25 protein-coding genes are annotated in these 24490 nt (G+C 65.0%); 17 read left to right on the top strand and 8 right to left on the bottom strand.

All coding sequences use genetic code 11. The annotated features are described in order from the left end of the window. The first annotated feature begins 21 nt into the window (after window positions 1-21). Window positions 22-2100, top strand: coding sequence for a penicillin-binding protein 2 (gene mrdA, locus N0K08_RS11625; protein WP_261500519.1), 2079 nt, complete (start codon window positions 22-24; stop codon window positions 2098-2100). Between the two features lie 2 nt (window positions 2101-2102). Here the strand turns inward: mrdA and N0K08_RS11620 are convergent, their stop codons facing one another. The 5 genes from N0K08_RS11620 to N0K08_RS11600 form a co-directional block, all read right to left on the bottom strand. Further along, a complete protein-coding gene (locus N0K08_RS11620; RefSeq protein ID WP_261500518.1) occupies window positions 2103-2846 on the bottom strand; it encodes an amino acid ABC transporter ATP-binding protein in 744 nt (247 codons plus the stop codon). Continuing rightward, a complete protein-coding gene (locus N0K08_RS11615) occupies window positions 2843-3625 on the bottom strand; it encodes an amino acid ABC transporter permease (RefSeq protein WP_261500517.1) in 783 nt (260 codons plus the stop codon). Before N0K08_RS11615 ends, N0K08_RS11620 begins: the two co-directional genes overlap by 4 nt. 15 nt (window positions 3626-3640) lie before the next feature. Further along, window positions 3641-4411, bottom strand: a complete 771-nt coding sequence (locus N0K08_RS11610) for an ABC transporter substrate-binding protein (protein WP_261500516.1) — start codon at window positions 4409-4411, stop codon at window positions 3641-3643. 223 nt (window positions 4412-4634) lie between these two features. After that, window positions 4635-5393, bottom strand: coding sequence for a TSUP family transporter (locus N0K08_RS11605; protein ID WP_261500515.1), 759 nt, complete (start codon window positions 5391-5393; stop codon window positions 4635-4637). Window positions 5394-5709: 316 nt separating this feature from the next. Beyond that, the gene (locus N0K08_RS11600) at window positions 5710-7470 is read right to left on the bottom strand and encodes a GMC family oxidoreductase (RefSeq protein ID WP_261500514.1); all 1761 of its coding nucleotides are present in this window, start codon (window positions 7468-7470) and stop codon (window positions 5710-5712) included. Window positions 7471-7798: 328 nt separating this feature from the next. Between N0K08_RS11600 and N0K08_RS11595 the strand changes: the two genes are divergently transcribed. The 6 genes from N0K08_RS11595 to N0K08_RS11570 all read left to right on the top strand — a co-directional run bounded on the left by N0K08_RS11595 (window position 7799) and on the right by N0K08_RS11570 (window position 12112). Then, a complete protein-coding gene (locus tag N0K08_RS11595; protein WP_261500513.1) occupies window positions 7799-8920 on the top strand; it encodes an MlaE family ABC transporter permease in 1122 nt (373 codons plus the stop codon). A 4-nt stretch (window positions 8921-8924) separates the two neighbouring features. Then, complete coding sequence (locus N0K08_RS11590; protein ID WP_261500512.1) at window positions 8925-9752, top strand: ABC transporter ATP-binding protein; 828 nt, start codon at window positions 8925-8927, stop codon at window positions 9750-9752. Next, entirely contained in the window at window positions 9752-10729 is a 978-nt protein-coding gene (locus N0K08_RS11585; protein WP_261500511.1) for an MlaD family protein, read from the top strand. The genes N0K08_RS11590 and N0K08_RS11585 overlap by 1 nt, the downstream gene beginning before the upstream one ends. An 11-nt stretch (window positions 10730-10740) precedes the next feature. Continuing rightward, complete coding sequence (locus N0K08_RS11580) at window positions 10741-11403, top strand: ABC-type transport auxiliary lipoprotein family protein (RefSeq protein WP_261500510.1); 663 nt, start codon at window positions 10741-10743, stop codon at window positions 11401-11403. Window positions 11404-11558: 155 nt separating this feature from the next. After that, window positions 11559-11777, top strand: a complete 219-nt coding sequence (locus N0K08_RS11575; RefSeq protein ID WP_261500509.1) for a CsbD family protein — start codon at window positions 11559-11561, stop codon at window positions 11775-11777. A gap of 77 nt (window positions 11778-11854) precedes the next feature. Beyond that, window positions 11855-12112 (top strand): hypothetical protein, encoded by a 258-nt coding sequence (locus N0K08_RS11570; protein ID WP_261500508.1) that lies wholly within the window; start codon window positions 11855-11857, stop codon window positions 12110-12112. A gap of 7 nt (window positions 12113-12119) precedes the next feature. Here N0K08_RS11570 and N0K08_RS11565 read toward each other — a convergent pair whose 3' ends face one another. After that, a complete protein-coding gene (locus tag N0K08_RS11565; protein WP_261500507.1) occupies window positions 12120-12755 on the bottom strand; it encodes a MarC family protein in 636 nt (211 codons plus the stop codon). Window positions 12756-12953: 198 nt separating this feature from the next. Between N0K08_RS11565 and N0K08_RS11560 the strand changes: the two genes are divergently transcribed. Beyond that, the gene (locus tag N0K08_RS11560; RefSeq protein ID WP_261500506.1) at window positions 12954-13643 is read left to right on the top strand and encodes a dienelactone hydrolase family protein; all 690 of its coding nucleotides are present in this window, start codon (window positions 12954-12956) and stop codon (window positions 13641-13643) included. Window positions 13644-13803: 160 nt separating this feature from the next. On the opposite strand, the gene N0K08_RS11555 is transcribed toward N0K08_RS11560, so the two are convergent. Both N0K08_RS11555 and hemB read right to left on the bottom strand, forming a co-directional pair. Then, window positions 13804-14904, bottom strand: coding sequence for a magnesium transporter CorA family protein (locus N0K08_RS11555; protein ID WP_261500505.1), 1101 nt, complete (start codon window positions 14902-14904; stop codon window positions 13804-13806). A gap of 188 nt (window positions 14905-15092) precedes the next feature. After that, window positions 15093-16106, bottom strand: coding sequence for a porphobilinogen synthase (gene hemB, locus N0K08_RS11550; RefSeq protein ID WP_261500504.1), 1014 nt, complete (start codon window positions 16104-16106; stop codon window positions 15093-15095). A 97-nt stretch (window positions 16107-16203) separates the two neighbouring features. On the opposite strand from hemB, the gene N0K08_RS11545 reads away from it, so the two are divergent. From N0K08_RS11545 to N0K08_RS11505, 9 genes are all read left to right on the top strand, one after another. Continuing rightward, on the top strand, window positions 16204-16632 hold the full coding sequence (locus tag N0K08_RS11545; RefSeq protein WP_261500503.1) for a CopD family protein: 429 nt from the start codon (window positions 16204-16206) through the stop codon (window positions 16630-16632). A gap of 23 nt (window positions 16633-16655) precedes the next feature. Further along, window positions 16656-17753, top strand: coding sequence for a VanZ family protein (locus N0K08_RS11540; RefSeq protein WP_261500502.1), 1098 nt, complete (start codon window positions 16656-16658; stop codon window positions 17751-17753). A gap of 11 nt (window positions 17754-17764) precedes the next feature. Further along, window positions 17765-18121: a (2Fe-2S) ferredoxin domain-containing protein gene (locus N0K08_RS11535; protein WP_261500501.1), complete on the top strand. Its 357-nt coding sequence runs from the start codon at window positions 17765-17767 to the stop codon at window positions 18119-18121. A gap of 10 nt (window positions 18122-18131) precedes the next feature. After that, window positions 18132-18833, top strand: a complete 702-nt coding sequence (locus N0K08_RS11530) for an alpha/beta hydrolase (RefSeq protein ID WP_261500882.1) — start codon at window positions 18132-18134, stop codon at window positions 18831-18833. A 90-nt stretch (window positions 18834-18923) separates the two neighbouring features. Further along, on the top strand, window positions 18924-20093 hold the full coding sequence (locus tag N0K08_RS11525) for a D-alanyl-D-alanine carboxypeptidase family protein (protein ID WP_261500500.1): 1170 nt from the start codon (window positions 18924-18926) through the stop codon (window positions 20091-20093). A 249-nt stretch (window positions 20094-20342) separates the two neighbouring features. Then, a complete protein-coding gene (gene rpsL, locus N0K08_RS11520) occupies window positions 20343-20720 on the top strand; it encodes a 30S ribosomal protein S12 (protein WP_159911512.1) in 378 nt (125 codons plus the stop codon). A gap of 162 nt (window positions 20721-20882) precedes the next feature. Then, the gene (rpsG, locus tag N0K08_RS11515; protein WP_261500499.1) at window positions 20883-21356 is read left to right on the top strand and encodes a 30S ribosomal protein S7; all 474 of its coding nucleotides are present in this window, start codon (window positions 20883-20885) and stop codon (window positions 21354-21356) included. Between the two features lie 146 nt (window positions 21357-21502). Beyond that, on the top strand, window positions 21503-23611 hold the full coding sequence (fusA, locus tag N0K08_RS11510) for an elongation factor G (protein ID WP_261500498.1): 2109 nt from the start codon (window positions 21503-21505) through the stop codon (window positions 23609-23611). Between the two features lie 152 nt (window positions 23612-23763). Further along, window positions 23764-24490: elongation factor Tu (locus N0K08_RS11505; protein ID WP_261500497.1), on the top strand; the 727-nt coding region annotated here is incomplete at its 3' end.

Genomic DNA, 24490 nt, shown 5'->3' with positions numbered 1-24490 from the left:
GCGCGGCCGGAGGGCAGCCGCATGATGGAAGTCCTCGACACGGAAGCCGCGCTGTCGCGCTTTCGGCTGCGGGTGCTGGTGGTCGCGGCCGTGGTGTTTCTGGCGTTTTCCGTGCTGGTCTGGCGGCTGGTGGTGCTGCAGGTGGTGCGCCATGAAGACCTGGCCGAGCGCGCCGAAAGCAACCGCACGGCGGTGGTGCCCATCGTGCCCAACCGCGGCCAGATCCTCGACCGCAACGGGGTGGTGCTGGCGACCAATTACTCGGCCTATACGCTGGAACTCACCCGCTCCAAGATTCCTGACCTCGAAGCCACCATCGACGAACTCTCCGCCCTGGTGGAAATCACGCCGCGCGACCGGCGCAAGTTCAAGCGCCTGGTCGATGACTCCAAGAATTTCGAGTCCCTGCCCATTCGCACCAGGCTGAGCGAAGAGGAAGTCGCGCGTTTCGCGGCCCAGCGTTACCGCTTTCCGGGTGTGGACATCAAGGCCCGGCTGTTTCGTACCTATCCGCTCGAAGACGCGGCCAGCCATGTGATCGGCTACATCGGCCGGATCAACCAGCGCGAGAAAGAACAGATCGACGATTCCGAGGACGCCGCCAACTACCGTGGCACCGACGTCATCGGCAAGCTGGGCATAGAGCAAAGCTACGAGAAGGACTTGCACGGCCAGACAGGCTGGGAGCAGCTCGAGACTTCGGCCGGAGGCTACGCGGTGCGCAAGCTCGGCAGCCGCGCCGCCACGCCGGGCGACAGCCTGGTGCTGTCGCTGGATATCCGCTTGCAGCGCATGATCGAAGAGCTCTACGGCAAGCGCCGCGGAGCGCTGGTGGCCATCGACCCGCGCAACGGCGAAGTGCTGGCCATGGTCAGCCGCCCGACCTTCGATCTGAACCTGTTCGTCGACGGCATCGACCAGGAAAGCTGGGCCCATCTCAATGAGTCCCTGGACCGGCCCATGCTCAACCGCGCCCTGCGCGGCACCTATCCGCCGGGCTCGACCTACAAGCCTTTCATGGCGCTGGGCGCGCTGGAGCTGGGCAAGCGCAAGACCAGCACCATCGTCCAGGACAACGGCAGCTGGACCTTCGGCGGCCATACCTTCCGCAGCGGCCACCCCAACGGCCCGGTGGACATGCACCGCGCCATCGTCAAGTCGAGCAACGTCTATTTCTACCAGCTGGCCAACGACATGGGCGTCGATGCCATGCACGATTTCATGAAGCCGCTGGGCTTCGGCCAGATCACGGGCCTGGATGTGCGCGGCGAAGTGCGCGGCGTGCTGCCCAGCCAGGAGTGGAAGCGCAACACCTACAAGCGGCCCGAGCAAAAGAAATGGTACGCGGGCGAAACCATTTCCCTGGGCATCGGCCAGGGCTACAACAACTTCACCCTGCTGCAGCTCTCGCACGCCATGGCCACGCTGGCCAACAGCGGCGTCAAGCACCAGCCGCACCTGGGCGTGGGCAAGGTCGATGCGCTGACGCGGCGCTACCAGCAACTGCCCCAGCCCGCGGGCATCAACATGGGCTACCGGCCCGAGAACGTCGAGGCCGTGCGCCGGGCCGTGGCGGCCGTCACGGTCGAAGGCACGGCGCGGGGCATTTTTGCGGGTGCGCCCTACACTTCGGCCGGCAAGACCGGCACGGCCCAGGCGGTGGGCGTGGGCCAGAAGGAAAAATACAATGCTTCGCGGCTGACCGAATACCAGCGCGACCATTCGCTGTACATGGCCTACGCGCCGGCCGAGAACCCGACGATTGCCCTGGCGCTGATCGTCGAGAACGCGGGTTTTGGCGCGGTGGCCGCGGGGCCCATCGCCCGCCGGGTGTTTGACTACTGGCTGCTGGGCCAGTACCCCAGCGAGGAAGACATTGCCGCCGTGCGCTCCGGGCAGTCGGGCCGGCCCATCGGCCAGCCCCGCCGCGCCAACGACATTGTCATGCCCGCGGAAAGCGTGAACCTCGAAGGCCTGCCGCGCAAGATACTGCCCGATCCCGGTGCATCGGCGACCTCGTCAAGGACGGCGCTGCCCACCGCGGCGGTGATCGACCCGCCGAGCCCGGCTTCGAACGCCGCGTGGATTCCTGACGACTGAGCCTAGTCCCCACCCAAGCGGCCGATGAAGGCGCGTATGCGTTCATTGGCCGGCTGGCCGAAGAATTCGGCCGGCGGTGCTTCATGGGCGATGCGTCCCTGGTCGAAGAACAGCACGCGGTCGGCGACTTCGCGCGCAAAGCCCATTTCGTGGGTGACGATGACCATGGTCATGCCCGCGCACGCGAGCTGGCGCATCACGTCCAGCACTTCCTGGACCATTTCCGGATCGAGCGCCGAAGTCGGCTCGTCAAACAGCATCACCTTGGGGTTCATGGCCAGCGCGCGCGCAATCGCCACGCGCTGCTGCTGCCCGCCCGACAGCTGCCAGGGATACTTGTGGCTGTGCTCTTCCAGGCCCACGCGGTGCAGCAAGGCCATGGCCTGGTCGTTGGCCTGGGCGCGTGGCGTCCGGTGGATGCGCCTCGGCGCCAGCGTCAGGTTGTCGAGCACGGTCATGTGGCCGAACAGGTTGAACTGCTGGAACACCATGCCGACGTCGGTGCGCTGGCGCTGCAGCGTGGCCTCGTTGTCGCTCACGGGCACGCCGTCGATGGTGATCGTGCCGCTGTCATGGGGCGTCAGCCGGTTGATGGCGCGCAGCAGCGTCGATTTGCCCGAGCCCGACGCGCCGATGATGACGCTGACTTCGCCGCAGCAAAACTGCGTCGAGACGTCGCGCAGCACCGGCTGCTGGCCAAAGGATTTGCAGACATGGTCGACGACGATGTAGGGCGCGGCTTTCATTGCGATCGGCCTTCCACGTCAAAGCGGTATTCGAGGGCCTGGGTCAGTTGGGTGACCAGCGTGGTCAGCACCAGGTAGGTCAGGGCCACCGTGGTCAGCGTGGCAATCGGCTGGAAGGTCGTGGCCTGCAGGCGGTTGCCGACGTTGGTCAGCTCGACCACGCCGATGGCATAGGCCAGCGACGAGTCCTTGAGCAGGGCCACGAAGTTGCTCACCAGCGGCGGCAGCGCAATCTTGAAGGCCTGGGGCAGGACCACGTCGAGGAACACGTGGCGCCGGCCCAGGCCCAGGGCGCGCGCGGCCTCGGTCTGCCCCTGCGGCACGGCCAGCAGGCCGGCGCGTATGGATTCGCTGTTGTAGGCGCCGGCATTGAGCCCCAGCGCCAGCGTGGCGGCGGCGAACTCCGGCAGGTTCAGGCCGGGCACCAGCAGCGGCAGCGCGAAATAGGCGAACAGGATTTGCACCAGCAGCGGCGTGCCGCGGATCACCCAGAGGTAGGCGCGCGCCGTCCAGCGCAGCAGTGCCCAGCGCGAGAGGCGCGCCAGGGCCGTGGCCGTGCCCAGCACCAGACCGGCGGCGCCGCTGACCAGCGTCAGCCACAGCGTGGTGCGCGCGCCGGTCGCGAACTCGCCGGCGCTCGAGCCTATGGGCTCGGGCAGCCAGGACAAGAGCCAGCCCAGCGAGGACAGGACCAGCACCATCAGCACCAGGGCCGTGACCAGCGTGGCATTGCTGCGCTGCTGGCGGCTCCAGTGCGCGGGCCAGAGGGCATTGGGCATGGGCGGCGCTCCCGGTCAGCGGCTTTCAGGGCAGCGAATGTCTTCCTGAAAGTACTTTTGGGAGATCCTGGCATAGCTGCCGTCGGCCATCACGGCCTTGAGCGCCTGCGACCAGGCATCGGCCAGGCTGGTATTGCCCAGCGCCACGGCGGCGGCGATGCGCTCGACGGTGACCATCCCGCCCAGCTGAAAGCCCGACTGGGGCGATCTGCGCAGCAGCTCCTTGGCGACGAAGCGGTCGGTGATCATGGCATCCACGCGTTTGGCGAGCAGGGCGCTGCGCGCATCGGTGTCGGTGGGGAAGTTCTTCACGGCCTTGATGCCCGGCAGGTGTTGCACCTCGGCGAGATAGGTGGTGCCGGTCTGCACGGCCACCACCTTGCCCGCGAGATCCTTGCCGCTGCGCAGCGCGGGCGCCAGCGATACGATGGTGCCGCCCGAGCAGTAATGCGGCAGGGTGAAGGTCACGGCCTTGGCGCGCTCGTCGGTGATGGCGTGCGACGCGATGACCAGATCCCAGCGGTCCTGCTGCAGGCCCGTGAGCAGGGCGTCGAAGCCCAGGGCTTTCCATTCGGGTTTCAGGCCCATTTGGCGTGCCACCCGTTCGGCCACTTCGACTTCGAAGCCGGTGAGCTGCTTGCCCTGGAAGAAGTTGAACGGTGCGTACTGGCCTTCGGTGGCGATGCGCAGCGTGCCGTCCTGACGGATGGCGTCCAGCGGCCGGGCCTGGAGGGCGGTGGCGGCGCACAAGGCCGCCACGATCATGAGGGATTGCAAGATTTTCATGCGCATCTCCTGTGGAAACACGCCGTACCTGGCATGCCGCCGGGTGGCATCGACGCGTGTCTGTCACCATGATGGGACGCCGCTGTGTTGCCGCGCAAGACGGCCAAACCCGCATATGCTGGCAGCCCGCTGGACAGCTGCAGACACTTGGAAACCAATGAGCTGTACTGCTTGCAACTGTTGCAAGCAATTGCTTACTTACGGGGGGTGCGCAGACACCGCTTCAGCGCAGGAAAGCGTCGTAACCCGTCTTGAGGATCAGCGCGCTCACCACCAGGATGAAGATTCCGCGCACAAAACCCGTGCCGTGGCGCAGGGCCATGTAGGTGCCCAGCAGGCTGCCCGCCACATTCGCCAGCGCCAGTGGAATGGCGAAATGCCACCACACATGGCCTTTCATGGTGAACAGGATCAGCGCCGCCACATTGGTCGCGATGTTGAGCAGCTTGGCCGAGACCGAGGCATTCAGAAAGTCATAGCCCAGCAGGCGCACGAACAGGAAGACGAAGAAGCTGCCCGTGCCGGGGCCGAAGAACCCGTCGTAGAAGCCGATCACCAGGCCGATCATGCAGGCTGCAATGGCTTCGGCGCGGCCGGTGTAGCGCGGTGCATGGTGGCGGCCCATGTCCTTCTTGAGCAGCGTATAGGCCAGCACGAAGACCAGCACCAGGGGCAGCAGCTTGCGCAGGAAGTCGGAGGAGATGGCGGTGACGGCCCAGGCGCCGGCAAACGAGCCGACAAAGCTCACGGCGATGGCCGGCGTGATGGCGGCCCAGGGAATGCTCACCCGGCGGCTGTACTGCCAGGCCGACATGGTGGTGCCCCAGACCGAGGCGCTTTTGTTGGTGCCCAGCAGCGTGGCTGGAGGGGCCTGCGGAAAGGCCGCAAACATCGCCGGTAGAAGGATCAGTCCGCCGCCGCCCACGATTGCATCGATAAACCCGGCCAGCAGCGAGGCCAGCGAAACAAAGAGCCATTCCATATGGGGGTCGATTGTCGCATTGCCCCGTGGGCTGTCCGGGCGCTCAGGGCATAAAAGCCGAGCGCCAATAAAAAAGCGCCGGACTTGGCCGGCGCTTGGGAAAAGGCATCTCGTTGTATGCTTTTTATATATAGGTCTGGTTCTGTGGCGAGTCGTCTCCTCGGCCCCTCTTCGTCGCACCGAGGTGCGCTTGAGTGCATGGAATGTACTGCTTGCACCCGCTTGGTGCATTGGGGGTTTCCCGAGGGTGTCTGCCGATGGATGACAGGGGTGTGACGGTTTTGGGCCTGTTGTGGCCCGCAGACGGTCCTTTTGCTCAGGCGCCGACCAGGGGCGCGACCGGTTCGCGCGCCGCCGCCGTGGGGGCGGTCGCGTGCATTTCGGTCGCTGCCGGCCGGGGTTGGGCCTTGCGAATCCATTCGGCCACCTTCTCGGCCATCATCAGCGTGGGGGAATTGGTGTTGCCGCTGGTGATGGTCGGCATGGCGCCGGCGTCGACCACGCGCAGCCCGGCGATGCCGCGCACGCGCAGCTGGCTGTCGAGCACGGCCATGGGGTCGGCATCGGGGCCGTCCACACGGCCCATCTTGGTCGTGCCCACGGGATGGAAGATGGTGGTGGCGATGTCGCCCGCCAGCCGGGCCAGCTCTTCGTCGCTCTGGAACTGCACGCCGGGCTTGAATTCCTCGGGCATGAAGCGCGCGAGCGCCGGCTGGGCCACGATGCGGCGCGTGAGCCGCAGGCTGTCGGCCGCGACCTGGCGGTCTTCGGCCGTGCTCAGGTAGTTGGGCGCGATGGCCGGCGCGACGCGGTAATCCGGGCTCTGGATCTGCACCGTGCCGCGGCTGGTCGGGTTGAGGTTGCAGACGCTGGCCGTGAAGGCCGGGAAGGAATGCAGGGGCTCGCCAAACGCGTCCAGCGACAGCGGCTGCACGTGGTACTCGAGGTTGGGATGCACCAGATCGGGGCGGCTGCGCGTGAAAGCGCCCAGCTGCGAGGGCGCCATGCTCATCGGGCCGCTGCGCTTGAAGGCGTATTCCAGGCCTATCCTGGCCTTGCCCAGAAAGCTCGCGGAAAGGGTGTTGAGCGTGGGCGTGTCCTGCACCTTGAACACCGTGCGGATCTGTAAATGGTCTTGCAGGTTGGCGCCGACGCCGGGCAGGTCCTGGATGACGGGAATGCCATGCCGCTGCAGCAGCGCCGCCGGGCCTATGCCCGACAGTTGCAGCAGCTGCGGCGAGTTGATGGCGCCGGCGCAGACCAGCACTTCGCCGGTGGCGTGCACGATGTCCAGGCCGTCACTGGTCGCGACTTCCACGCCGGTGCAGCGCTGGCTGCCGTCGGCCTGGGGCTCGACGATCAGCCGCGTGGCCTGGGCCATGGTCCACATCTCGAAATTGGCGCGGCCGTAGCAGGTGGGGCGCAGAAAGGCTTTGGCCGTGTTCCAGCGCCAGCCGGCTTTCTGGTTGACTTCGAAGTAGCCCACGCCTTCGTTGTTGCCGCCATTGAAGTCGTCCGTGGCCGGAATGCCCGTCTGCTGAGCGGCCTGGGAAAAAGCGTCCAGGATGTCCCAGCGCAGGCGCTGCTTTTCCACGCGCCACTCGCCGGTGCTGCCCGTGGCCTTGTTGCCGTGCAGATGCTTGAACCGCGGGTCCGCGCCCGCGGGCTGGTCGAGCCGCCAATGGTCTTCGTGGCGCATGAAGTGGGGCAGGCTGTTGTCCCAGCGCCAGGCATCGTCGCCCGTGAGCTGCGCCCACTGGTCGTAGTCGCGCGCCTGGCCGCGCATGTAGATCATGCCGTTGATGCTGCTGCAGCCGCCCAGCGTCTTGCCGCGCGGGTAGCGCAGGCGTCGGCCGTTGAGCCCGGCCTCGGCTTCGGTCTGGTAGAGCCAGTCGGTGCGCGGGTTGCCTATGCAGTAGAGGTAGCCCACGGGAATGTGGATCCAGTGGTAGTCGTCCTTGCGTCCGGCCTCGATCAGCAGCACGCGCTTGCTGCGGTCGGCGCTCAGGCGGTTGCACAGCAGGGCGCCGGCGGTGCCGCCGCCAATGATGATGTAGTCGAAAGTGGTGTCGCTCATGGGGGCCGATCGCGCGTGGCGGTGGTCTGCAGGCCCGCGCGCACTGGATGCAGGGTGGATACGCAGTCCATTGTGCGGATAGGCTTTGCGCTGTCGATAGGGAAAGCGCTGGGGGCGGCGATTTTCTGGGCATTTCTTTGTGCCGGGGCGGGGCGGCGCGGCGCGTGCGCTGCTTCCACACCCTCGGGGGCAGCGCGCCACACGCAGTGGGCAAGCGTGGGGCTCATTTTTTCCGCATGGGCGCCTGATGCGCTAGAGTGCAGTTCAGGCTGGCCCAACCGGGCGCAGTCATCCCTGGCCTTTGCTTTCGTTGCCCTCCCGTCCCTCCATGCCGCCTTCGTCTGCTCCTTCCGTCGTGCTCGACTCCGTTCCCCTGCGCTGCGCCAAGCCGCAAGGCGATTGGGCGGCTGCGGCGTTTGCCGACCAGTCGGTCTGGCGCCGGTTGCAGCGTGAATTGCAGGCGGCGGGCGCGGCCACGGCCTGGGACCTCGCGGGAATCGGGCGTCTGGACTATGTCGGCGCCCAGGTGCTGTGGCGGCAATGGGGCGGGCAGTGGCCTGCCAGCCTGGAATCGAGCGCCGCGCAGCGCGAAATCCTCGAGCGCGTGGCGCAGCTGAGCGAAGTCGCCGTGCCCGCGGTCAAGCCTTGGTGTCTCACCGACCAGATCGATCAGCTCGGCGTGCTGGTGCTCGCCGGCTGTAGCCATCTGGTGGAATTGGTGGAGCTGGTCGGCCAACTGCTGCTCGACTTCGGCCGGCTGCTGCGCAAGCCGCGGCGCGGGCCCTGGCGCGACGTCTCGGGCCATCTCTACAGCATGGGCGCGACGGCCCTGCCCATCACCGCGCTGGTGGGCTTTCTGATCGGCGTGGTGCTGGCCTATCTGATGGCCTTGCAACTGCGCCAGTTCGGTGCCGAATCGTTCATTGTCAACATTCTGGGCATTTCACTGATCCGCGAGCTGGGCCCCATGCTGGCCGCGATCCTGGTCGCGGGCCGTTCGGGCTCGGCCATCACGGCGCAGATCGGTGTGATGCGCGTGACCGAGGAGCTCGATGCGATGCGCGTCATGGGCATTCCGCACGGTTTTCGGCTGGTGCTGCCGCGTGCGCTGGCGCTGGCCGTGGCCATGCCGCTGATCGCGGTATGGACCACGCTGGCCGCGCTGGCTGGCGGCATGCTCGCGGCCGATGTCACCATGGGCATCACGCCCGCCTATTTCGCCCAGGCGCTGCCTGCGGCGGTGGATGCGGCCAACCTCGGCCTGGCCATGGGCAAGTCCATGGTGTTCGGCGTCATGATTGCACTCATAGGCTGCCACTGGGGCCTGCGCGTGGAGCCCAATACCCAGAGCCTTGGGCGGGGCACGACGGCTTCGGTGGTCTCGGCCATCACCATGGTGATCATCGTCGACGCCATCTTCGCCATCGTTTTCAAAGATGTGGGGATCTGACGCCATGACATCCCCTGTCCTTTCCTCTTCGGCGCCCGCTCAGGCGCCCGTGGTGCGCGTAGAGGGGTTGTGGAGCGTGTTCGGCAAAGGCGAAAACGCTTTCGCCGTGCACCAGGACCTGGAGCTGGAGGTCGAGCGCGGCGAAATGCTGTCCATCGTCGGCGGCTCGGGCACGGGCAAGACCGTGCTGCTGCGCCAGATGCTGGGGCTGCTGCAGCCCAGCAAGGGCCGGGTGGAAGTGCTCGGGCGCCCGGCCGCCGAAATGGGGCGTGAAGGCGCGGCCAGCCGCGTGGGCATGTTGTTCCAGCATGGCGCGCTGTTTTCGGCCTTCAATGTGCTCGACAACATCGCTTTCGCGCTGCACGAGCAGGGCAGCCTGCCCGCTGACCTGGTGCGCGATGCGGCCATGGTCAAACTGCAGATGGTGGGCCTCAAGCCCGAGCATGCCGTGCGCATGCCGGCCGATCTGTCGGGCGGCATGATCAAGCGCGTGGCGCTGGCCCGGGCGCTGATCATGGACCCGCCTCTGCTGCTGCTCGACGAGCCCACGGCCGGGCTGGACCCGACCAGCGCCGACGAGTTCTGCGCGCTGCTGCGCGAGCTGCACGCGGCGCTGGGGCTGACCCTGGTCATGGTGACCCATGACCTCGATACCTTGTTCGCACTGTCTTCGCGCGTGGCGGTGCTGGCGGAAAAGAAAGTACTGGTCACAGGCGCGCCGCGTGAAGTCGCGGCCTATGACCACCCGTTCGTGGAAACATTTTTCCGGGGTGAACGTGGCCGACGTGCCATGGCGCCCCTGAGCAGCGGCCAGGCCGCGGGAGAAACCTGATGGAAAACAAGTCACATGCCATGGCGGCGGGGCTGTTCGTGGTGCTGGTGGCGGCCTTGCTGGCGGGATTGGCCGTGTGGCTGACCCGCGATCACAGCCAGTACAACGAGTACGAGCTATCGACTTCGGACGGTATCAGCGGCCTGCAGCCGCAGGCCGCCGTGCGCTACAAGGGCGTGCCCGTGGGCAAGGTCATACGCATAGGCTTCGATTCGCAGACCAGCGGCAATGTGCTGATCCGCATCGCCGTGGGCACGGAAACGCCGATTTCGCCGACTACTTTCGCGGTGCTGGGCTACCAGGGCGTGACGGGGCTGGCCCATGTGCAGCTCGACGACGGCGACAAGCCCCTGCCCGAGCTGCCGCCAGGCCCCAGCGGGCTGCCGCGTCTGCTGCTCAAGTCCTCGCCGTTGAGCATGCTTGCCGACCAGGGGCCGGTGCTGCTGGGCCGGGTGGATGAAGTGACCCGGCGGCTCAATGACATGCTCAATGACGCCAACCAGCAGCGCGTGAGCAGCGCGCTGGAAAACATCGCCGGCGCGGCGCAGGCGGTGCGCGGCCTGACCGAAGGCCTGCAGCAGACACTGGCGCAGAAAATCGATCCGGCGCTGACCGAGGTGCCGGCGCTGGCGGCCGATGCGCGCAAGGCCTTGCAGTCGCTGGAGCGGGCCAGCCAGAGCGCCACCGCGGTGACGACCGGCCTGGGCCAGACCGTGGAGCGCATCAATGCGCCCGGTGGGCCGCTGGAGCAGATCGCCACCGGCACCCAGGCGCTGGCGCGCGCCGCCGACGGCCTGGGCCGCACCACCTTGCCCCATGTGAGCCGCGCGGCCGACGACGTTTCGCGCGCCGCGCGCAAGATGGGCGCGGCGGCCGGAGGCTTCAGCGACAACCCGCAGTCGGTGATTTACGGCAGCGGCCGCGCCGTGCCCGGCCCCGGTGAACCCGGCTTTGTGGCCCCGACACCCCAGCCTTGAGGAATTCATCCATGTCCGCTTCTTTTTTCCAGTCGGCCCGCGTCCGTGCGCTGCAGGCCGCAGGCGCCGCGGCCTTTTTTTGGCTGGCCGGCTGCTCCGTGCTGCCCCAGCCGCCGGCGCAGGCCGTGCGCTACGACTTCGGCCCCGAGCTGCCGGTGGCAGCCGCCCCCGCGCTGTCGCAGCCACCGATTGCCCTGGCCGATGTGGACGCGCCCGGTCTCAAGGATGCCGATACGTCCGTGCTGTACCGCTTGGCCTATGCCGACGCCCAGGTGGTGCGGCCCTACCAGCTCGCGCGCTGGACGCTGCCACCCGAGCAGTTGGTGCAACAGCGCCTGAGCAGCCGCCTGGGCCGCGAGCGCAGCGTGCTCTATGGCGGCGACGGGGTGGTGCAGCCCAGGGTGCAAGGCAAGGTGCCGGCCCTGCTGCGCATCGAGCTCGAAGAGTTCAGCCATGTGTTCCTGTCCGCAAGCGACAGCGTGGGCTGGGTGCGCCTGCGCGCCACGCTGGTGGAACGCCAGCCCCAGGGCGATGTGCTGCTGGGCCAGAAGACGTTCGTGGTGCAGCAACCGGCGGACAGTGCGACCGCGGCCAGTGGCGTGCGCGCCTTGACCCAGGCCACCGACCAGTCCATCGCCGCACTGCAGGAATGGCTGCAGCAATTGGGGCGTTGACCTGCGGTCGGAGTCGGTTTGGGCTGACTGGGGTTGACCAGCGTCAACCTACGCCCACGGGAAGTGCTGTCTTTTAAAGTGAAATCCTGATTTTTCGCTGCAGATGGGGTCAACAAGATCCGCGCGAAAAGCGATTCACTGCATAAAGGACAGGTATGAACAAAGACCGTATCCAAGGCCGATGGCGGCAACTCAAGGGCAGGCTGCGCGAGCACTGGGGCCGGCTCATCGGCGATGACTTCGAGGCCATCGCCGGCAAGCGCGAGCAATTCCTGGGCCGGCTGCAGGAGCGCCACGGCATGCTCCGGGACCAGCTCGAGAAGCCGCAGGCTGAAAGGCAGGTCCGTTCTCCCGACTTCCGTTTTGAGGATTGATGGCTGTGCCGCTTTGCCCGCAGCCGCGAATGCCCTGGGCATTTGCACATCGTCCCGGATGATCAAGGAGTGACAATATGCGATCCCTCTATAGCGTGCTGGCCTTGTTGAGCGCCAGCGTTCTGGCTTCCACGGCAGTCCTGGCCATGAGCGCTACCGACCAGATGGCCGCCAAGCGGCGCATTTCCCTCGAATACCGGCACCGCATGGAGCTGTGCAAAAACCTGCCCGGTGATGCCGCGGAGATTTGCGAGCAGCAAGCCAAGGGGCAGGCCGAGATGGCCAGGGCCGCGCTCGCGAGTCGGCGCAAGCCCGTGGGCCGAAGCCCCCTGTAGCTGCGCGTCAGCGCATCGCCAGCACGGGGAAGATCTTTATCAGCCCGCCGGCCATCACTTCCACGGCCAGCGCGGCCAGGATCAGTCCCATCAAGCGGGTCATGACGTTGATGCCGGTCTTGCCCAGCACGCGCGCAATGGGCTGGGCCAGCGAAAAGCAGATCGCCGTGGCCAGCGCCACCACCACGCCATAGCCGACCAGCGCCAGGTGCTGCCAGATGTTGCGCGCCTGGTCGGCATAAATCACCACCGTGGACATGGCCGCGGGCCCGGTCAGCAGGGGAATGGTCAGGGGCACGACGGCAATGCTGTGGCCCATGGCCGCTTTTTCCGCACCGGCTTCCAGTGCCGACTCGCTGGGTCGGTCTTCGGCCGGCCGGGCGTTGAGCATGTTCATGGCGCTGATCAGCAGCAGCAGGCCGCCGCCGACCTGGAAGCTCTGCAGCGAGATGTTGAAGAATTCCAGCACCTGCAGGCCGATCAGGGCGCAGGCCGAAATCACGCAGAACGCGCTGAACGCGGCCGTGCGTATGGTGTCGCGCCGCTGTGCCGCGCTGAAACCTTCGGTGTAGTGGATGAAAAACGGGATGATGGCCAGCGGGTTGACGATGGCCACCAGCGTGATCAGCGGTTTGAGATCCATCAGTCAAGGTCTCCAGGCAGGACTGCCGTTGGCCGGGTAGGGGGAAGAACCGCTTGGTGCGTCATGCTGTCTCCTGTGAGAATGCACATCGGTCGTGCATTTGCTGCGACATTAGAACCTTAAACCGGTTCTTAGCATCTGTAGCCCGCGCTGACCGCACGGGTGAACACCACTCAACCGGAAAAGCGAGGAGACAGCATGGGTAATTTCGTGAATTTGACTTCTGCCGATGGCTTCACTGCACCCGCCTGGGTGGCCGTGCCCGAAGGGCCGGTGCGCGGCGCCATCGTCGTGCTGCAGGAAATCTTTGGCGTCAACTCCCACATCCAGGCCGTGGCCGATCGTTTTGCGGCGCGCGGCTACGTGGCCGTGGCACCGTCGATGTTCGCGCGCGTGCAAGCCGATGTGAACCTGGGCTATACGTCGCAAGACATGGGCAGCGGCATGGCCCTCAAGGCGGCCACCGAAGCGCTGCCGGCGCCGGGTGCCATGGCCGAAGTGCAGGCCGCGATCGTCCATGCTGCGGCCATCAGCGGCGGCAAGGTCGGCATCGTCGGCTTCTGCTGGGGCGGTCTGATGACCTGGCGCGCGGCCTGCACGCTGCCCGGTCTGTCGGCGGCCGTGAGCTATTACGGCGGCGGCATCACCTCGGACGAGGAAGTGGCACGCCAGCCGAAATGCCCGGTGATGGCCCATTTCGCTCGCCTGGACCACTGGATTCCTGTGGACGGGGCCGAAGCTTTTGGCCGGGCCCATCCCGAAGTGCAACTGCATTTCTACGACGCCGACCACGGTTTCAACTGCGACCAGCGCGGCAGCTACGACGAAGCCAGCGCCATGAAAGCGCGCGACCGCTCGCTGGCGTTCTTCGACCAGCACTTGGCCTGAGGGCGGCTGTTGCTGCGGTGTGGGGGTTTTTTTAGCGCTGCGCGTCATCAGCAGCCTACGAACTTGGCGTGCCCCAGCCCAGCGGCAGCGAGGAAGGGCCGCCCCGCACCGAGGCTGCCGTCCCCCTCGGGGGGAAGCGGCGTCAGCCGCTCAGGGGGGGCTATTGATTGTGGTCTATGCGCTCGATGTAGCGCTTGCGCCAGAAGTAGGAAAGCAGCGTCAGCGACACCAGGCCCATGCCGCCCATGGCCCACCAGAAGCCGCCCTGCTTGTGCACCAGCGGGATGAACTCGAAATTCATGCCGAACACGGCGGCAATCAGGTTCAGCGGCAGGAACACGGCGGTGATGGTGGTCAGCGTGCGCATGATGTCGTTGGCGCGGTTGCTCTGCACGGAAAAATGCATTTGCACGGCAGTCTCGGCGCTTTGTTCGAGGCGGCGCACATGGTGGACCACGCGCTCGATGTGCTCGAGCACGTCGCGTGAGCGCACTTTGAGCAATTCACGTTCGCGCTGGGACTGGGGCAGGCTCTCTGGCGGCCAGCCGTCCAGCGCCTCTATCCATTCCTGCATGGCGGCGCGCTGGTCCTCGCAGATCTCGTCGAGCTGGTGCAGGGCCAGGCGCGCGTCCAGAATGGCACTCCAGTTCGAAATCCGCGCCTTGGGTCGGAGCAGGGCGTACTGCCAATGGTCCAGCTGGCGCGTGAGTTCGCGGCGCAGCTCCAGATAGCTGTCGACCATGTGGTTGACCAGGCGCAGCATCAGGTCGGCCGGGCTGGAAGCCCGCTTGGGGACGCGGATGTCGGTGGGTTGGACCGACAGCAGGCGCTGCAGGAAATACGTGCGCACCGGGCATTCTTCGGGATGCACCGTGAGCAGCAGGTGGTCGAACACCGCCAGGCCCACCGGCCGGGTGACGATACGCGCCAGCACCGGGTCGCGGCGCTGCGGCTTGACCTGTGCCGGCGGCGCGCTGTCCTGCTTGGTCGAGACCAGGCGCTGGAACACCAGCAGGTCGTATTGCGAGGTGTAGTCGTAGTTCGACGGCAGATGGGCGTTGAGCAGGTCGGAGACATGCAGGTCCAGCAAGGGCATGCCGCACAGCTGCAGCAGCATGGCCTGCAGCGCCGGCAACTGGGCCTCGAATTCGGCACGGCTGCACGAGACCCAGTAAAAGCCGTCGGCGGCGGGCGCCGTGGGCAGCTCATGGCCCAGGTCATGGGTTTGTGCGGTAGCGGTGGCGATGTGGATGGTGCGCATGGCCTTGGTCTCAGAGGGGGAGGCGGGGGGCCGCCCAAGCGGCGACAGCCGCCAGGAGTACGTTGTTTTAGTTCACCGCCTGTGAAACTGGCGTGCCCCAACTAAGGGGCGCCGAGCAAGGGCCGCCCCGCAGCGATGGTGCCGTCCCCCTCCACCGGAGGTTGAGAGGGGGAAGCGGCGGCAGCCGCTCAGGGGGTGTTGCGCAATTTCCGCGCGGCGTCCATGGCGAAGTAGGTCAGCACGCCGTCGGCACCTGCCCGCTTGAAGGCCAGCAGGCTTTCCATCATCACCGCGTCGTGGTCCAGCCAGCCATTGGCCGCAGCCGCCTTGATCATCGCGTATTCACCCGACACCTGGTAGGCGAAGGTCGGCACCTTGAACTCGTCCTTGACGCGGCGCACGATGTCCAGATACGGCATGCCGGGCTTGACCATCACCATGTCCGCGCCTTCGGCCAGGTCGAGGGCCACTTCACGCAAGGCCTCGTCGCTGTTGCCCGGGTCCATCTGGTAGACATTCTTGTCGGCCTTGCCCAGTGCGCCACGCGTGCCCACGGCGTCGCGGAACGGCCCATAGAAGGCGCTGGCGTACTTGGCGCTGTAGGCCATGATGCGGGTGTGGATGTGGCCGTGGCTTTCGAGCGCTTCGCGGATGGCGCCTATGCGCCCGTCCATCATGTCGCTGGGCGCGACCATGTCCACGCCCGCTTCGGCATGGGTCAGTGCCTGGCCGACCAGGATTTCCACGGTCTCATCGTTGATGATGTAGCCGGTGGCGTCGAGCACGCCGTCCTGGCCGTGGCTGGTATAGGGGTCCAGCGCCACATCGGTCATCACGCCCAGGTCGGGAAATTCCTTTTTCAGCGCGCGCACTACGCGCGGGATCAGGCCGTCGGGGTTGAGCGCTTCCTTGCCGTCGGGCGTCTTGAGCGCGGCATCGATGGCCGGGAACAGCGCCAGCACCGGGATGCCCAGCTTCACGCATTCCTCGGCCACGGGCAGCAGCAGGTCCAGGCTCAGCCGGTCCACGCCGGGCATGGACGGCACGGCCTCGCGCCGCTGCTGGCCTTCGTGCACAAACACCGGATAGATCAGGTCGTGGGCCGTCACCGCGTTCTCGCGCACCAGATTGCGCGTGAACGGGTCGCGGCGCAGGCGACGTGGACGGTTGTGGGGAAAGGGGGTGGGGCTGGAGAGATGCATGGGGAAAATTGTGCCCCATTCGCGATGTCGCAGGGGCCGACCGCAGTTTGCGCACTGTTTTGCGGCGTGGTCCGCCCCTGGCCCGTACACTGGGGGCATGCTATGGGTTAAAGCTTTTCACATCGTGTTCGTTGCGAGTTGGTTCGCCGGACTGTTCTATCTTCCACGTATCTTCGTGAATCTGGCCATGGTCACGCCTGGCTCGGTCGCCGAGCGCGAGCGCTTGATCCTGATGGCGCGCAAGCTGATGCGCTTCACCACCTTGCTGGCCGTGCCGGCATTGCTGCTGGGCCTGTGGTTGTGGCTGGGCTACGGCATAGGCCGGGGTCCGGGCAACGGCTGGATGCATGCCAAGCTGCTGGTCGTGCTGCTGGTGCTGGGCTACCACCATGCCTGCGGCCGCGTGCTGCGCCAGTTCGTCGCGGACACCAACCAGCGCAGCCACCGCTGGTACCGCTGGTTCAATGAAGTGCCGGTAGTACTGCTGCTGATTGCCGTGGTGCTGGTGGTCGTCAAGCCGTTCTGAGCGTGCAAGGGAGAGCGGGCACAGTGCACAAGACTTCTGCCTGGCCGCTGGCGCTGGTGTATGCGGCGCTGATCGTTTTTGCCAGCCTGTTTCCATTTTCGGGCTGGCGTGCCCAGGGCATCAACCCCTGGGTCTTCGCCTCGGCGGCGATTCCGCCGCCTTACTGGACCTGGTTCGACGTCAACACCAACATCGTCGGCTACGGGCCGCTGGGCTTCCTGTTGGCGCTGGCGCTGCTGCGTTCGGGCGCACCGCGCGCGGCCGTGCCCCTGGCGGCCCTGGCCGGGGCCTTGCTGTCGGCGGGCATGGAGTTTCTGCAGATCTACCTGCCGCGGCGCGTGCCGTCGAACATGGACCTGGTGCTCAATGCCGCGGGCACGCTGATCGGCGCCTTGCTGGCGCTGCTGCTCGAACGCCTGGGCGCCATTGACCGCTGGAGTGCGTTTCGCGCGCGCTGGTTTGGCACGGATGCGCGCGGCGCCATCGTGCTGCTGGTGCTGTGGCCCGTGGCGCTGCTGTTTCCGGCGGCCGTGCCGTTCAGCCTGGGCCAGGTGCTCGAGCGTGTGGAATCGGCGCTGGAGGATGCGCTGGACGGCACGCCGTTCATGGCCTGGCTGCCGTTGCGCGAAACCCCGCTGACCCCCTTGTCGCCCGGCAGCGAACTGCTGTGCGAAGTGCTGGGCCTGTTGGCCCCTTGCCTGCTGGCGTATTGCATCGTGCCCCACATCGGGCGCCGCGCCGTGCTGGCGGCGCTGGGCGTGGGGCTGGGCATTGCGGCCACGGCGCTGTCTGCCGCGCTCAGTTACGGCCCGGCCCATGCCTGGGAATGGCTGGGCGCGCCGGCCCATGTGGCGATCTGGGTGGCGCTGGGCCTGGCCGGCGCGCTGATCGCGCTGCCCCGGCGCGCCTGCGCGGCCGCGCTGCTGGTGGTGCTGATGTGGCAGCTGAGCCTGCTCAATCAGGCCCCCACCAGCGCCTATTTCGCGCAGACGCTGCAGACCTGGGAGCAGGGGCGCTTCATCCGTTTCTACGGCCTGGGGCAGTGGCTGGGCTGGCTCTGGCCCTATGCGGCCCTGCTCTATGTGCTGCGCAAAGTCTCGCGGCGCGATACCCCCTCCTAGAATAGGTGCCTATGAGCGACAACATTTCCGAACCCGGCGCAGGCCAGTACTACGCCCGCCATATCTTCTTTTGCCTCAATGAGCGTCCTGGAGGAGAGGACTGCTGCGCGCTGCACGGTGCCAAAGCCGGCTTCGACCGTTGCAAGGCCCAGATCAAGGCCGCGGGTCTGTCCGGTCCCGGCAAGGTGCGCGTCAACAAGGCTGGCTGCCTGGACCGCTGCGCGGCCGGCCCGGTGGCCGTGGTCTACCCCGAAGGCACCTGGTACACCTTCATCGATGACAGCGACATCGACGAAATCGTCGAGTCGCATCTCAAGAACGGGAAAATCGTCGAGCGCCTGCTGACGCCGCCGGAACTCGGCCGCTGAAACGCGGTCTATCCGCAAGAGCTTTTTACGGCGGGCGCAGCATCTCCCGCCATCCCCATGGAATCGCAACGTGAATGCCCAGACTGAACGCTTGACCCTGACAGGCGCCGCCGGCGCCATCGAAGCCCTGCGCGACGCCGCCCAACTGGCCGAAGGCCAGGCGCCGCGCGGCGTGGCCATCATCGCCCACCCCCATCCGCTGTTTGGCGGCAGCATGGACAACAAAGTGGTGCAGACCCTGGCGCGGGCCTTTGTGCACAGCGGCTTCACGGCCGTGCGCTTCAATTTCCGCGGCGTGGGCGCGAGTGCCGGCGTGCACGACGCGGGCCAGGGCGAACTGCAAGACCTGCTGGCCGTGGTGCAGCAGGTCGCTCCCGAAGGCCCGATCGCGTTGGCGGGCTTCTCGTTCGGCGCCTTCGTGACCAGCCATGCGCTGGCGCAACTGTGGCCCGAGGGCCGGGTCGAGCGCGCGGTACTGGTCGGCACGGCCACCAGCCGCTTTGCTGTCGCTGACGTGCCGGCCGAGGCGCAGCAGCGCACCCTGGTCATCCATGGCGAAGCCGATGACACCGTGCCCCTGGCCTCGGTCATGGACTGGGCGCGGCCCCAGATACTCCCTGTGACAGTTGTCCCTGGGGGTGGACATTTCTTTCACGGACAATTACCCCTGCTCAAGAGCCTGGTGGCTCGCCACCTGTTGCCGGGTCTGTGACACAGACCCGGGGCAGCATCGCCGCCGGCCCCGTTTCGCTGCCCGCTGCCTTGGCGGGCGCTTTTTCTGCTTTATCCCCCCAAGCCTTACATGAACCCGATTTTCAACACCCTGCGTGTTATTGCCGTTACCGTGGCTGTGGCGCCAACGTTCGCCCTGGCCCAGGTCAGCGCTCCCCAGCCCCCGGAAATCGCCGCCCGCAACTACCTGCTGGTGGACGTGACGTCCCGCCAGGTGCTGGGCGCCAAGGACATCGACGCGCCCATCGAGCAGGCCTCGCTGACCAAGCTGATGACCGGCTACCTGGTGTTTGATGCGCTGCGGTCCAAGAAGATCACGCTGGAGCAGCGCTTCCCGGTCAGCGAGCGCGCCTGGAAGATGCCCGGCTCGCGCATGTTCATCGACCCCAAGATGCAGGTGCCCGTCGACGACCTGATCAAGGGCATGATCGTCCAGTCGGGCAACGACGCCACCATGGCGCTGGCCGAAGGCGTGGGCGGTTCGCAGGAAAACTTCGTGCGCCTGATGAACGAGCAGGCCAAGGCCCTGGGCATGAAGGGCACGAGCTACAAGAACCCCGAAGGCCTGACCGAGCCCGGCCACCTGACCACGGCGCGCGACCTGGCGGTGCTGTCCCAGCGCCTGATGCAGGAATTCCCCGAGTACATGCATTACTACTCGACCAAGCAGTACCACTATGAAGGCACGCCCGCGTCGAACGGTACCAACCGCAATACCCTGCTGTTCCGCGACCCCACGGTCGACGGCCTGAAGACCGGCCACACGGCCGCCGCCGGCTACTGCCTGGTGTCCACGGCCAAGCGCACCATGCCCCAGGTCGGCGAGCGCCGCCTGCTGTCCATCGTGCTCGGCACCTCGAGCGCCAATGCCCGCGCCACCGAAAGCCAGAAGCTGCTGAACTGGGGCTATACGGCCTTTGATTCGGTCAAGCTGTTCGATGTCGGTCAGCCCGTGGCCACGCCCGAAGTCTGGAAAGGCCAGGCCAGCAGCATCAACATCGGTCAGCCCAACGCCATCGTGGTGACCGTGCCCGCGGGCTCGGCCGGCAAGCTCAAGACCGAAGTCGTGCGCCAGGATCCGCTGATTGCCCCGTTCGCCAAGGGCCAGTCCATGGGGACGCTCAAGGTGACGCTGGACGGCCAGGTTGTTGCCGAAGTGCCACTCGTGGCGTTGGAAGCAGTCGAGCAGGCAGGCTTCTTCGGCCGCCTGTGGGACGCGATCCGCCTCTGGATCAAATAACTGGCTCCCCACGCTTGCTCGCTTCGCGTAGCTGCGCTGCCCCTCCAGGAGGGGCCCTCGCGGCTTGGGGCGGCCCGGCGCCGCTCGTTCAAGCATTCGCCCGGTCCTGTGGCACCTCTTTACATATGAGGTGAGCAGGGCTGCTAGCAGACCGGCTTGCTTTGACACGCCCAAGCTGCTACAGTCGAATGCTTTTCGGAAATTCCGAAGGGATTCACGTTTTCGTTTTTTACGTTTAGGGACGTATACATGCCAACCATTAACCAGCTCGTTCGTCAGGGGCGCTCGGTCGAAACGATCAAGTCCAAGAGCCCTGCGATGGAAAACTCTCCACAGCGCCGCGGCGTGTGCACACGTGTGTACACCACGACGCCTAAGAAGCCTAACTCCGCTCTGCGTAAGGTCGCCAAGGTGCGCCTGACCAACGGTTTTGAGGTCATTTCGTACATTGGCGGTGAAGGCCACAACCTGCAAGAACACAGCGTCGTGCTGGTTCGCGGCGGTCGTGTCAAGGATTTGCCAGGTGTGCGTTACCACATCGTCCGTGGTTCGCTCGACTTGCAAGGCGTCAAGGATCGCAAGCAATCGCGCTCCAAGTACGGTGCCAAGCGTCCCAAGAAGGCCTAAGCCTTTTTGTAGACAAAATTTTCGGTGTTTGCCTGCCAGGCAGGTAGTGCAAACGTAGTGACCCCAAGCGCAAGTGTTTTGCGTGGGTCGAGTAAGTGGGAGTCCTTTTGACCCCCGCGGTATCTGAAAAGATGCCAACTGAAGCAAAGATAGAGGTAAAAAATGCCACGTCGTCGCGAAGTCCCCAAACGTGAAATTCTGCCGGATCCTAAGTTCGGCAACGTAGAGCTGTCCAAATTCATGAACGTGATCATGGAAGGCGGCAAGAAGGCAGTTGCAGAGCGCATCATTTATGGCGCCCTGGAACTGATCCACAAGAAGCACCCCGATAAGGATCCTCTGGAAGCCTTCGTGGTTGCTATCAACAACGTGAAGCCCATGGTGGAAGTCAAGTCCCGCCGCGTGGGTGGTGCGAACTACCAAGTGCCTGTTGAAGTGCGCCCTGTCCGTCGCCTGGCTCTGTCCATGCGTTGGCTCAAGGAAGCCGCTCGCAAGCGCGGTGAAAAGTCCATGGCCCAGCGCCTGGCCAACGAGCTGCTGGAAGCGACCGAAGGTCGTGGCGGCGCGATGAAGAAGCGTGACGAAGTGCACCGCATGGCAGAAGCCAACAAGGCCTTCAGCCACTTCCGCTTCTAATCGGCGTTAGCGCTTTTTGACACGGGGCCGCTCGCAAGTTTTTGCCTGCGGCCTTGTCTCGATTTAGAGCGCCCCCAAATTAACTGCTGCCCACAGTGTTTCGGGTTGGCAGACCCCATCTCCATACGATCAATTAAGGATCAACCATGGCTCGCAAGACTCCCATTGAGCGCTACCGCAATATCGGTATTTCCGCTCACATCGACGCAGGTAAGACAACCACCACCGAGCGTATCCTGTTCTATACCGGCGTGAACCACAAGCTGGGTGAAGTGCACGATGGCGCTGCCACCATGGACTGGATGGAGCAAGAGCAAGAGCGTGGCATCACGATCACTTCTGCTGCAACGACCTGCTTCTGGTCGGGCATGGACCACTCGTTCCCCGAGCACCGCTTCAACATCATTGACACCCCCGGCCACGTCGACTTCACGATTGAAGTCGAGCGCTCGATGCGCGTGCTGGATGCTGCTTGCATGGTGTATTGCGCAGTGGGTGGCGTGCAGCCCCAGTCTGAAACCGTGTGGCGTCAGGCCAACAAGTACAAGGTCCCCCGTCTGGCCTTCGTGAACAAGATGGACCGTACCGGTGCCAACTTCTTCAAGGTGGTTGAGCAGATGAAGTTGCGCCTGAAGGCCAACCCTGTGCCAATCGTCGTGCCAATCGGCGCCGAAGACAAGTTCGAAGGCGTGGTTGATCTGGTCAAGATGAAGGCCATCTTCTGGGACGAAAAGTCGCAGGGCATGAAGTTCGAATACCGCGAAATCCCAGCTGACCTGGTGGACGTGGCGAACGAATGGCGCGAAAAGATGGTGGAAGCTGCGGCTGAAGCCAGCGAAGAGCTGATGAACAAGTACTTGGAAGAGGGCACGCTCTCCGAAGAAGAAATCATGAGCGGCCTGCGTACGCGTACCCTGGCTGTCGAAATCCAGCCCATGCTGTGCGGCTCGGCTTTCAAGAACAAGGGCGTGCAGCGCATGCTGGACGCCGTGATCCAGTTCCTGCCCGCTCCCGTGGAAGTGGCTGCCATCGAAGGCACCGATCCTGACGACGAAGAAAAGAAGCTGACGCGCAAGGCAGACGACAGCGAAAAGTTCGCTGCGTTGGCTTTCAAGCTGATGACCGACCCCTTCGTGGGCCAGCTGACCTTCGTGCGCGTTTACTCGGGCGTTTTGACCAAGGGCGATACCGTCCTGAATGCGGTCAAGGGCAAGAAAGAGCGTATCGGTCGTATCGTGCAGATGCACGCCAACGAACGCCTGGAAGTCGAAGAAATTCGCGCCGGTGACATCGCTGCTTGCGTGGGCCTGAAGGACGTGACGACGGGCGAAACCCTGTCCGACCTGAACTTCCCCATCATCCTGGAACGCATGGTCTTCCCCGAGCCCGTGATTGCCCAGGCTGTGGAACCCAAGACCAAGGCTGACCAGGAAAAGATGGGCATCGCCCTGTCGCGCCTGGCCGCTGAAGATCCATCGTTCCGCGTGCGTTCCGACGAAGAATCGGGCCAGACCATCATCGCCGGTATGGGCGAGCTGCACCTGGAAATCATTGTCGATCGCATGAAGCGCGAATTCGGCGTGGAAGCCAACGTTGGCAAGCCACAAGTGGCTTACCGCGAAACCATCCGCAAGACCGTCGAAGATGCCGAAGGCAAGTTCGTGCGTCAGTCGGGCGGTAAGGGTCAGTACGGCCACGTGGTGCTGAAGATCGAACCCAATGAACCCGGTAAGGGCATTCAGTTCGTCGACGCCATCAAGGGCGGTGTGGTTCCTCGCGAATACATCCCCGCGGTGGAAAAGGGTATCAACGAAGCCGTCACGCAAGGCGTGCTGGCTGGCTACCCCGTGGTCGACGTCAAGGTCACGCTGCACTTCGGTTCGTACCACGATGTGGACTCGAACGAACTGGCGTTCAAGATGGCTGCCATCTTCGGTTTCAAGGAAGGTTGCCGCAAGGCCAACCCCGTGATTCTGGAACCCATGATGTCCGTGGAAGTGGAAACGCCTGAAGACTACGCCGGCTCCGTGATGGGCGATCTGTCCTCGCGTCGCGGCATGGTCCAGGGTATGGACGACATGGTTGGTGGCGGCAAGGCCATCAAGGCAGAAGTGCCTTTGTCGGAAATGTTCGGCTACGCCACGTCGCTGCGCTCGGCAACGCAAGGTCGCGCTACCTACACGATGGAATTCAAGCACTACGCTGAAGCCCCTCGCAACGTGTCGGAAGCCATCATGGCTGCCCGTACGAAGTAAAATAGGTTTTTGCCCGCAGGCTGTCCGCAAGGATGGTCTGCGGGCTTGCCATGTCTGCGATTGAGTGCCCCCCTGTTTCCTGTGCGGGGGGAATCAGCAATTCGGTGCAGACGTTAAACATCACACAGGTTTTGCTCTTTTGGAGAAATCTCATGGCAAAAGGTAAGTTCGAACGCACCAAGCCCCACGTCAACGTGGGCACCATCGGTCACGTTGACCACGGTAAGACAACCCTGACGGCTGCTATCGCTACCGTTCTGTCGGCCAAGTTTGGCGGCGAAGCCAAGAAGTACGACGAAATCGACAAGGCCCCTGAAGAGAAGGCCCGCGGTATTACCATCAATACCTCGCACGTCGAATACGAAACCGCTAACCGTCACTACGCTCACGTTGACTGCCCCGGTCACGCTGACTATGTGAAGAACATGATCACCGGCGCCGCTCAGATGGACGGCGCTATCCTGGTTTGCTCGGCCGCTGACGGCCCAATGCCCCAGACCCGCGAGCACATCCTGCTGGCCCGTCAGGTTGGCGTTCCTTACATCATCGTGTTCCTGAACAAGTGCGACATGGTGGATGACGAAGAGCTGCTGGAACTGGTCGAAATGGAAGTCCGCGAGCTGCTGGACAAGTACAACTTCCCTGGCGACGACACCCCGATCATTCGTGGTTCGGCCAAGCTGGCTCTGGAAGGCGACAAGGGTCCTCTGGGCGAAGAAGCCATCAACAAGCTGGCTGATGCTCTGGACAGCTACATCCCCACGCCTGAGCGCGCTGTGGACGGTGCTTTCCTGATGCCTGTGGAAGACGTGTTCTCGATCTCCGGTCGTGGTACCGTGGTGACGGGCCGTATCGAACGCGGTATCGTCAAGGTCGGCG

This window comes from Acidovorax bellezanensis, from assembly GCF_025421555.1.
Classification (GTDB): Bacteria; Pseudomonadota; Gammaproteobacteria; order Burkholderiales; family Burkholderiaceae_C; genus Comamonas; species Comamonas bellezanensis.
This window is presented reverse-complemented; position numbering and strand designations above follow the sequence as displayed.

Bases quoted from the DNA above. Each gene is read 5' to 3' on its own strand.
- mrdA (WP_261500519.1), top strand. From the start codon at position 22: ATGATGGAAGTCCTCGACACGGAAGCCGCGCTGTCGCGCTTTCGGCTG.
- N0K08_RS11620 (WP_261500518.1), bottom strand. From the start codon at position 2,846: ATGAAAGCCGCGCCCTACATCGTCGTCGACCATGTCTGCAAATCCTTT.
- N0K08_RS11615 (WP_261500517.1), bottom strand. From the start codon at position 3,625: ATGCCCAATGCCCTCTGGCCCGCGCACTGGAGCCGCCAGCAGCGCAGC.
- N0K08_RS11610 (WP_261500516.1), bottom strand. From the start codon at position 4,411: ATGAAAATCTTGCAATCCCTCATGATCGTGGCGGCCTTGTGCGCCGCC.
- N0K08_RS11605 (WP_261500515.1), bottom strand. From the start codon at position 5,393: ATGGAATGGCTCTTTGTTTCGCTGGCCTCGCTGCTGGCCGGGTTTATC.
- N0K08_RS11600 (WP_261500514.1), bottom strand. From the start codon at position 7,470: ATGAGCGACACCACTTTCGACTACATCATCATTGGCGGCGGCACCGCC.
- N0K08_RS11595 (WP_261500513.1), top strand. From the start codon at position 7,799: ATGCCGCCTTCGTCTGCTCCTTCCGTCGTGCTCGACTCCGTTCCCCTG.
- N0K08_RS11590 (WP_261500512.1), top strand. From the start codon at position 8,925: ATGACATCCCCTGTCCTTTCCTCTTCGGCGCCCGCTCAGGCGCCCGTG.
- N0K08_RS11585 (WP_261500511.1), top strand. From the start codon at position 9,752: ATGGAAAACAAGTCACATGCCATGGCGGCGGGGCTGTTCGTGGTGCTG.
- N0K08_RS11580 (WP_261500510.1), top strand. From the start codon at position 10,741: ATGTCCGCTTCTTTTTTCCAGTCGGCCCGCGTCCGTGCGCTGCAGGCC.
- N0K08_RS11575 (WP_261500509.1), top strand. From the start codon at position 11,559: ATGAACAAAGACCGTATCCAAGGCCGATGGCGGCAACTCAAGGGCAGG.
- N0K08_RS11570 (WP_261500508.1), top strand. From the start codon at position 11,855: ATGCGATCCCTCTATAGCGTGCTGGCCTTGTTGAGCGCCAGCGTTCTG.
- N0K08_RS11565 (WP_261500507.1), bottom strand. From the start codon at position 12,755: ATGGATCTCAAACCGCTGATCACGCTGGTGGCCATCGTCAACCCGCTG.
- N0K08_RS11560 (WP_261500506.1), top strand. From the start codon at position 12,954: ATGGGTAATTTCGTGAATTTGACTTCTGCCGATGGCTTCACTGCACCC.
- N0K08_RS11555 (WP_261500505.1), bottom strand. From the start codon at position 14,904: ATGCGCACCATCCACATCGCCACCGCTACCGCACAAACCCATGACCTG.
- hemB (WP_261500504.1), bottom strand. From the start codon at position 16,106: ATGCATCTCTCCAGCCCCACCCCCTTTCCCCACAACCGTCCACGTCGC.
- N0K08_RS11545 (WP_261500503.1), top strand. From the start codon at position 16,204: ATGCTATGGGTTAAAGCTTTTCACATCGTGTTCGTTGCGAGTTGGTTC.
- N0K08_RS11535 (WP_261500501.1), top strand. From the start codon at position 17,765: ATGAGCGACAACATTTCCGAACCCGGCGCAGGCCAGTACTACGCCCGC.
- N0K08_RS11525 (WP_261500500.1), top strand. From the start codon at position 18,924: ATGAACCCGATTTTCAACACCCTGCGTGTTATTGCCGTTACCGTGGCT.
- rpsL (WP_159911512.1), top strand. From the start codon at position 20,343: ATGCCAACCATTAACCAGCTCGTTCGTCAGGGGCGCTCGGTCGAAACG.
- rpsG (WP_261500499.1), top strand. From the start codon at position 20,883: ATGCCACGTCGTCGCGAAGTCCCCAAACGTGAAATTCTGCCGGATCCT.
- fusA (WP_261500498.1), top strand. From the start codon at position 21,503: ATGGCTCGCAAGACTCCCATTGAGCGCTACCGCAATATCGGTATTTCC.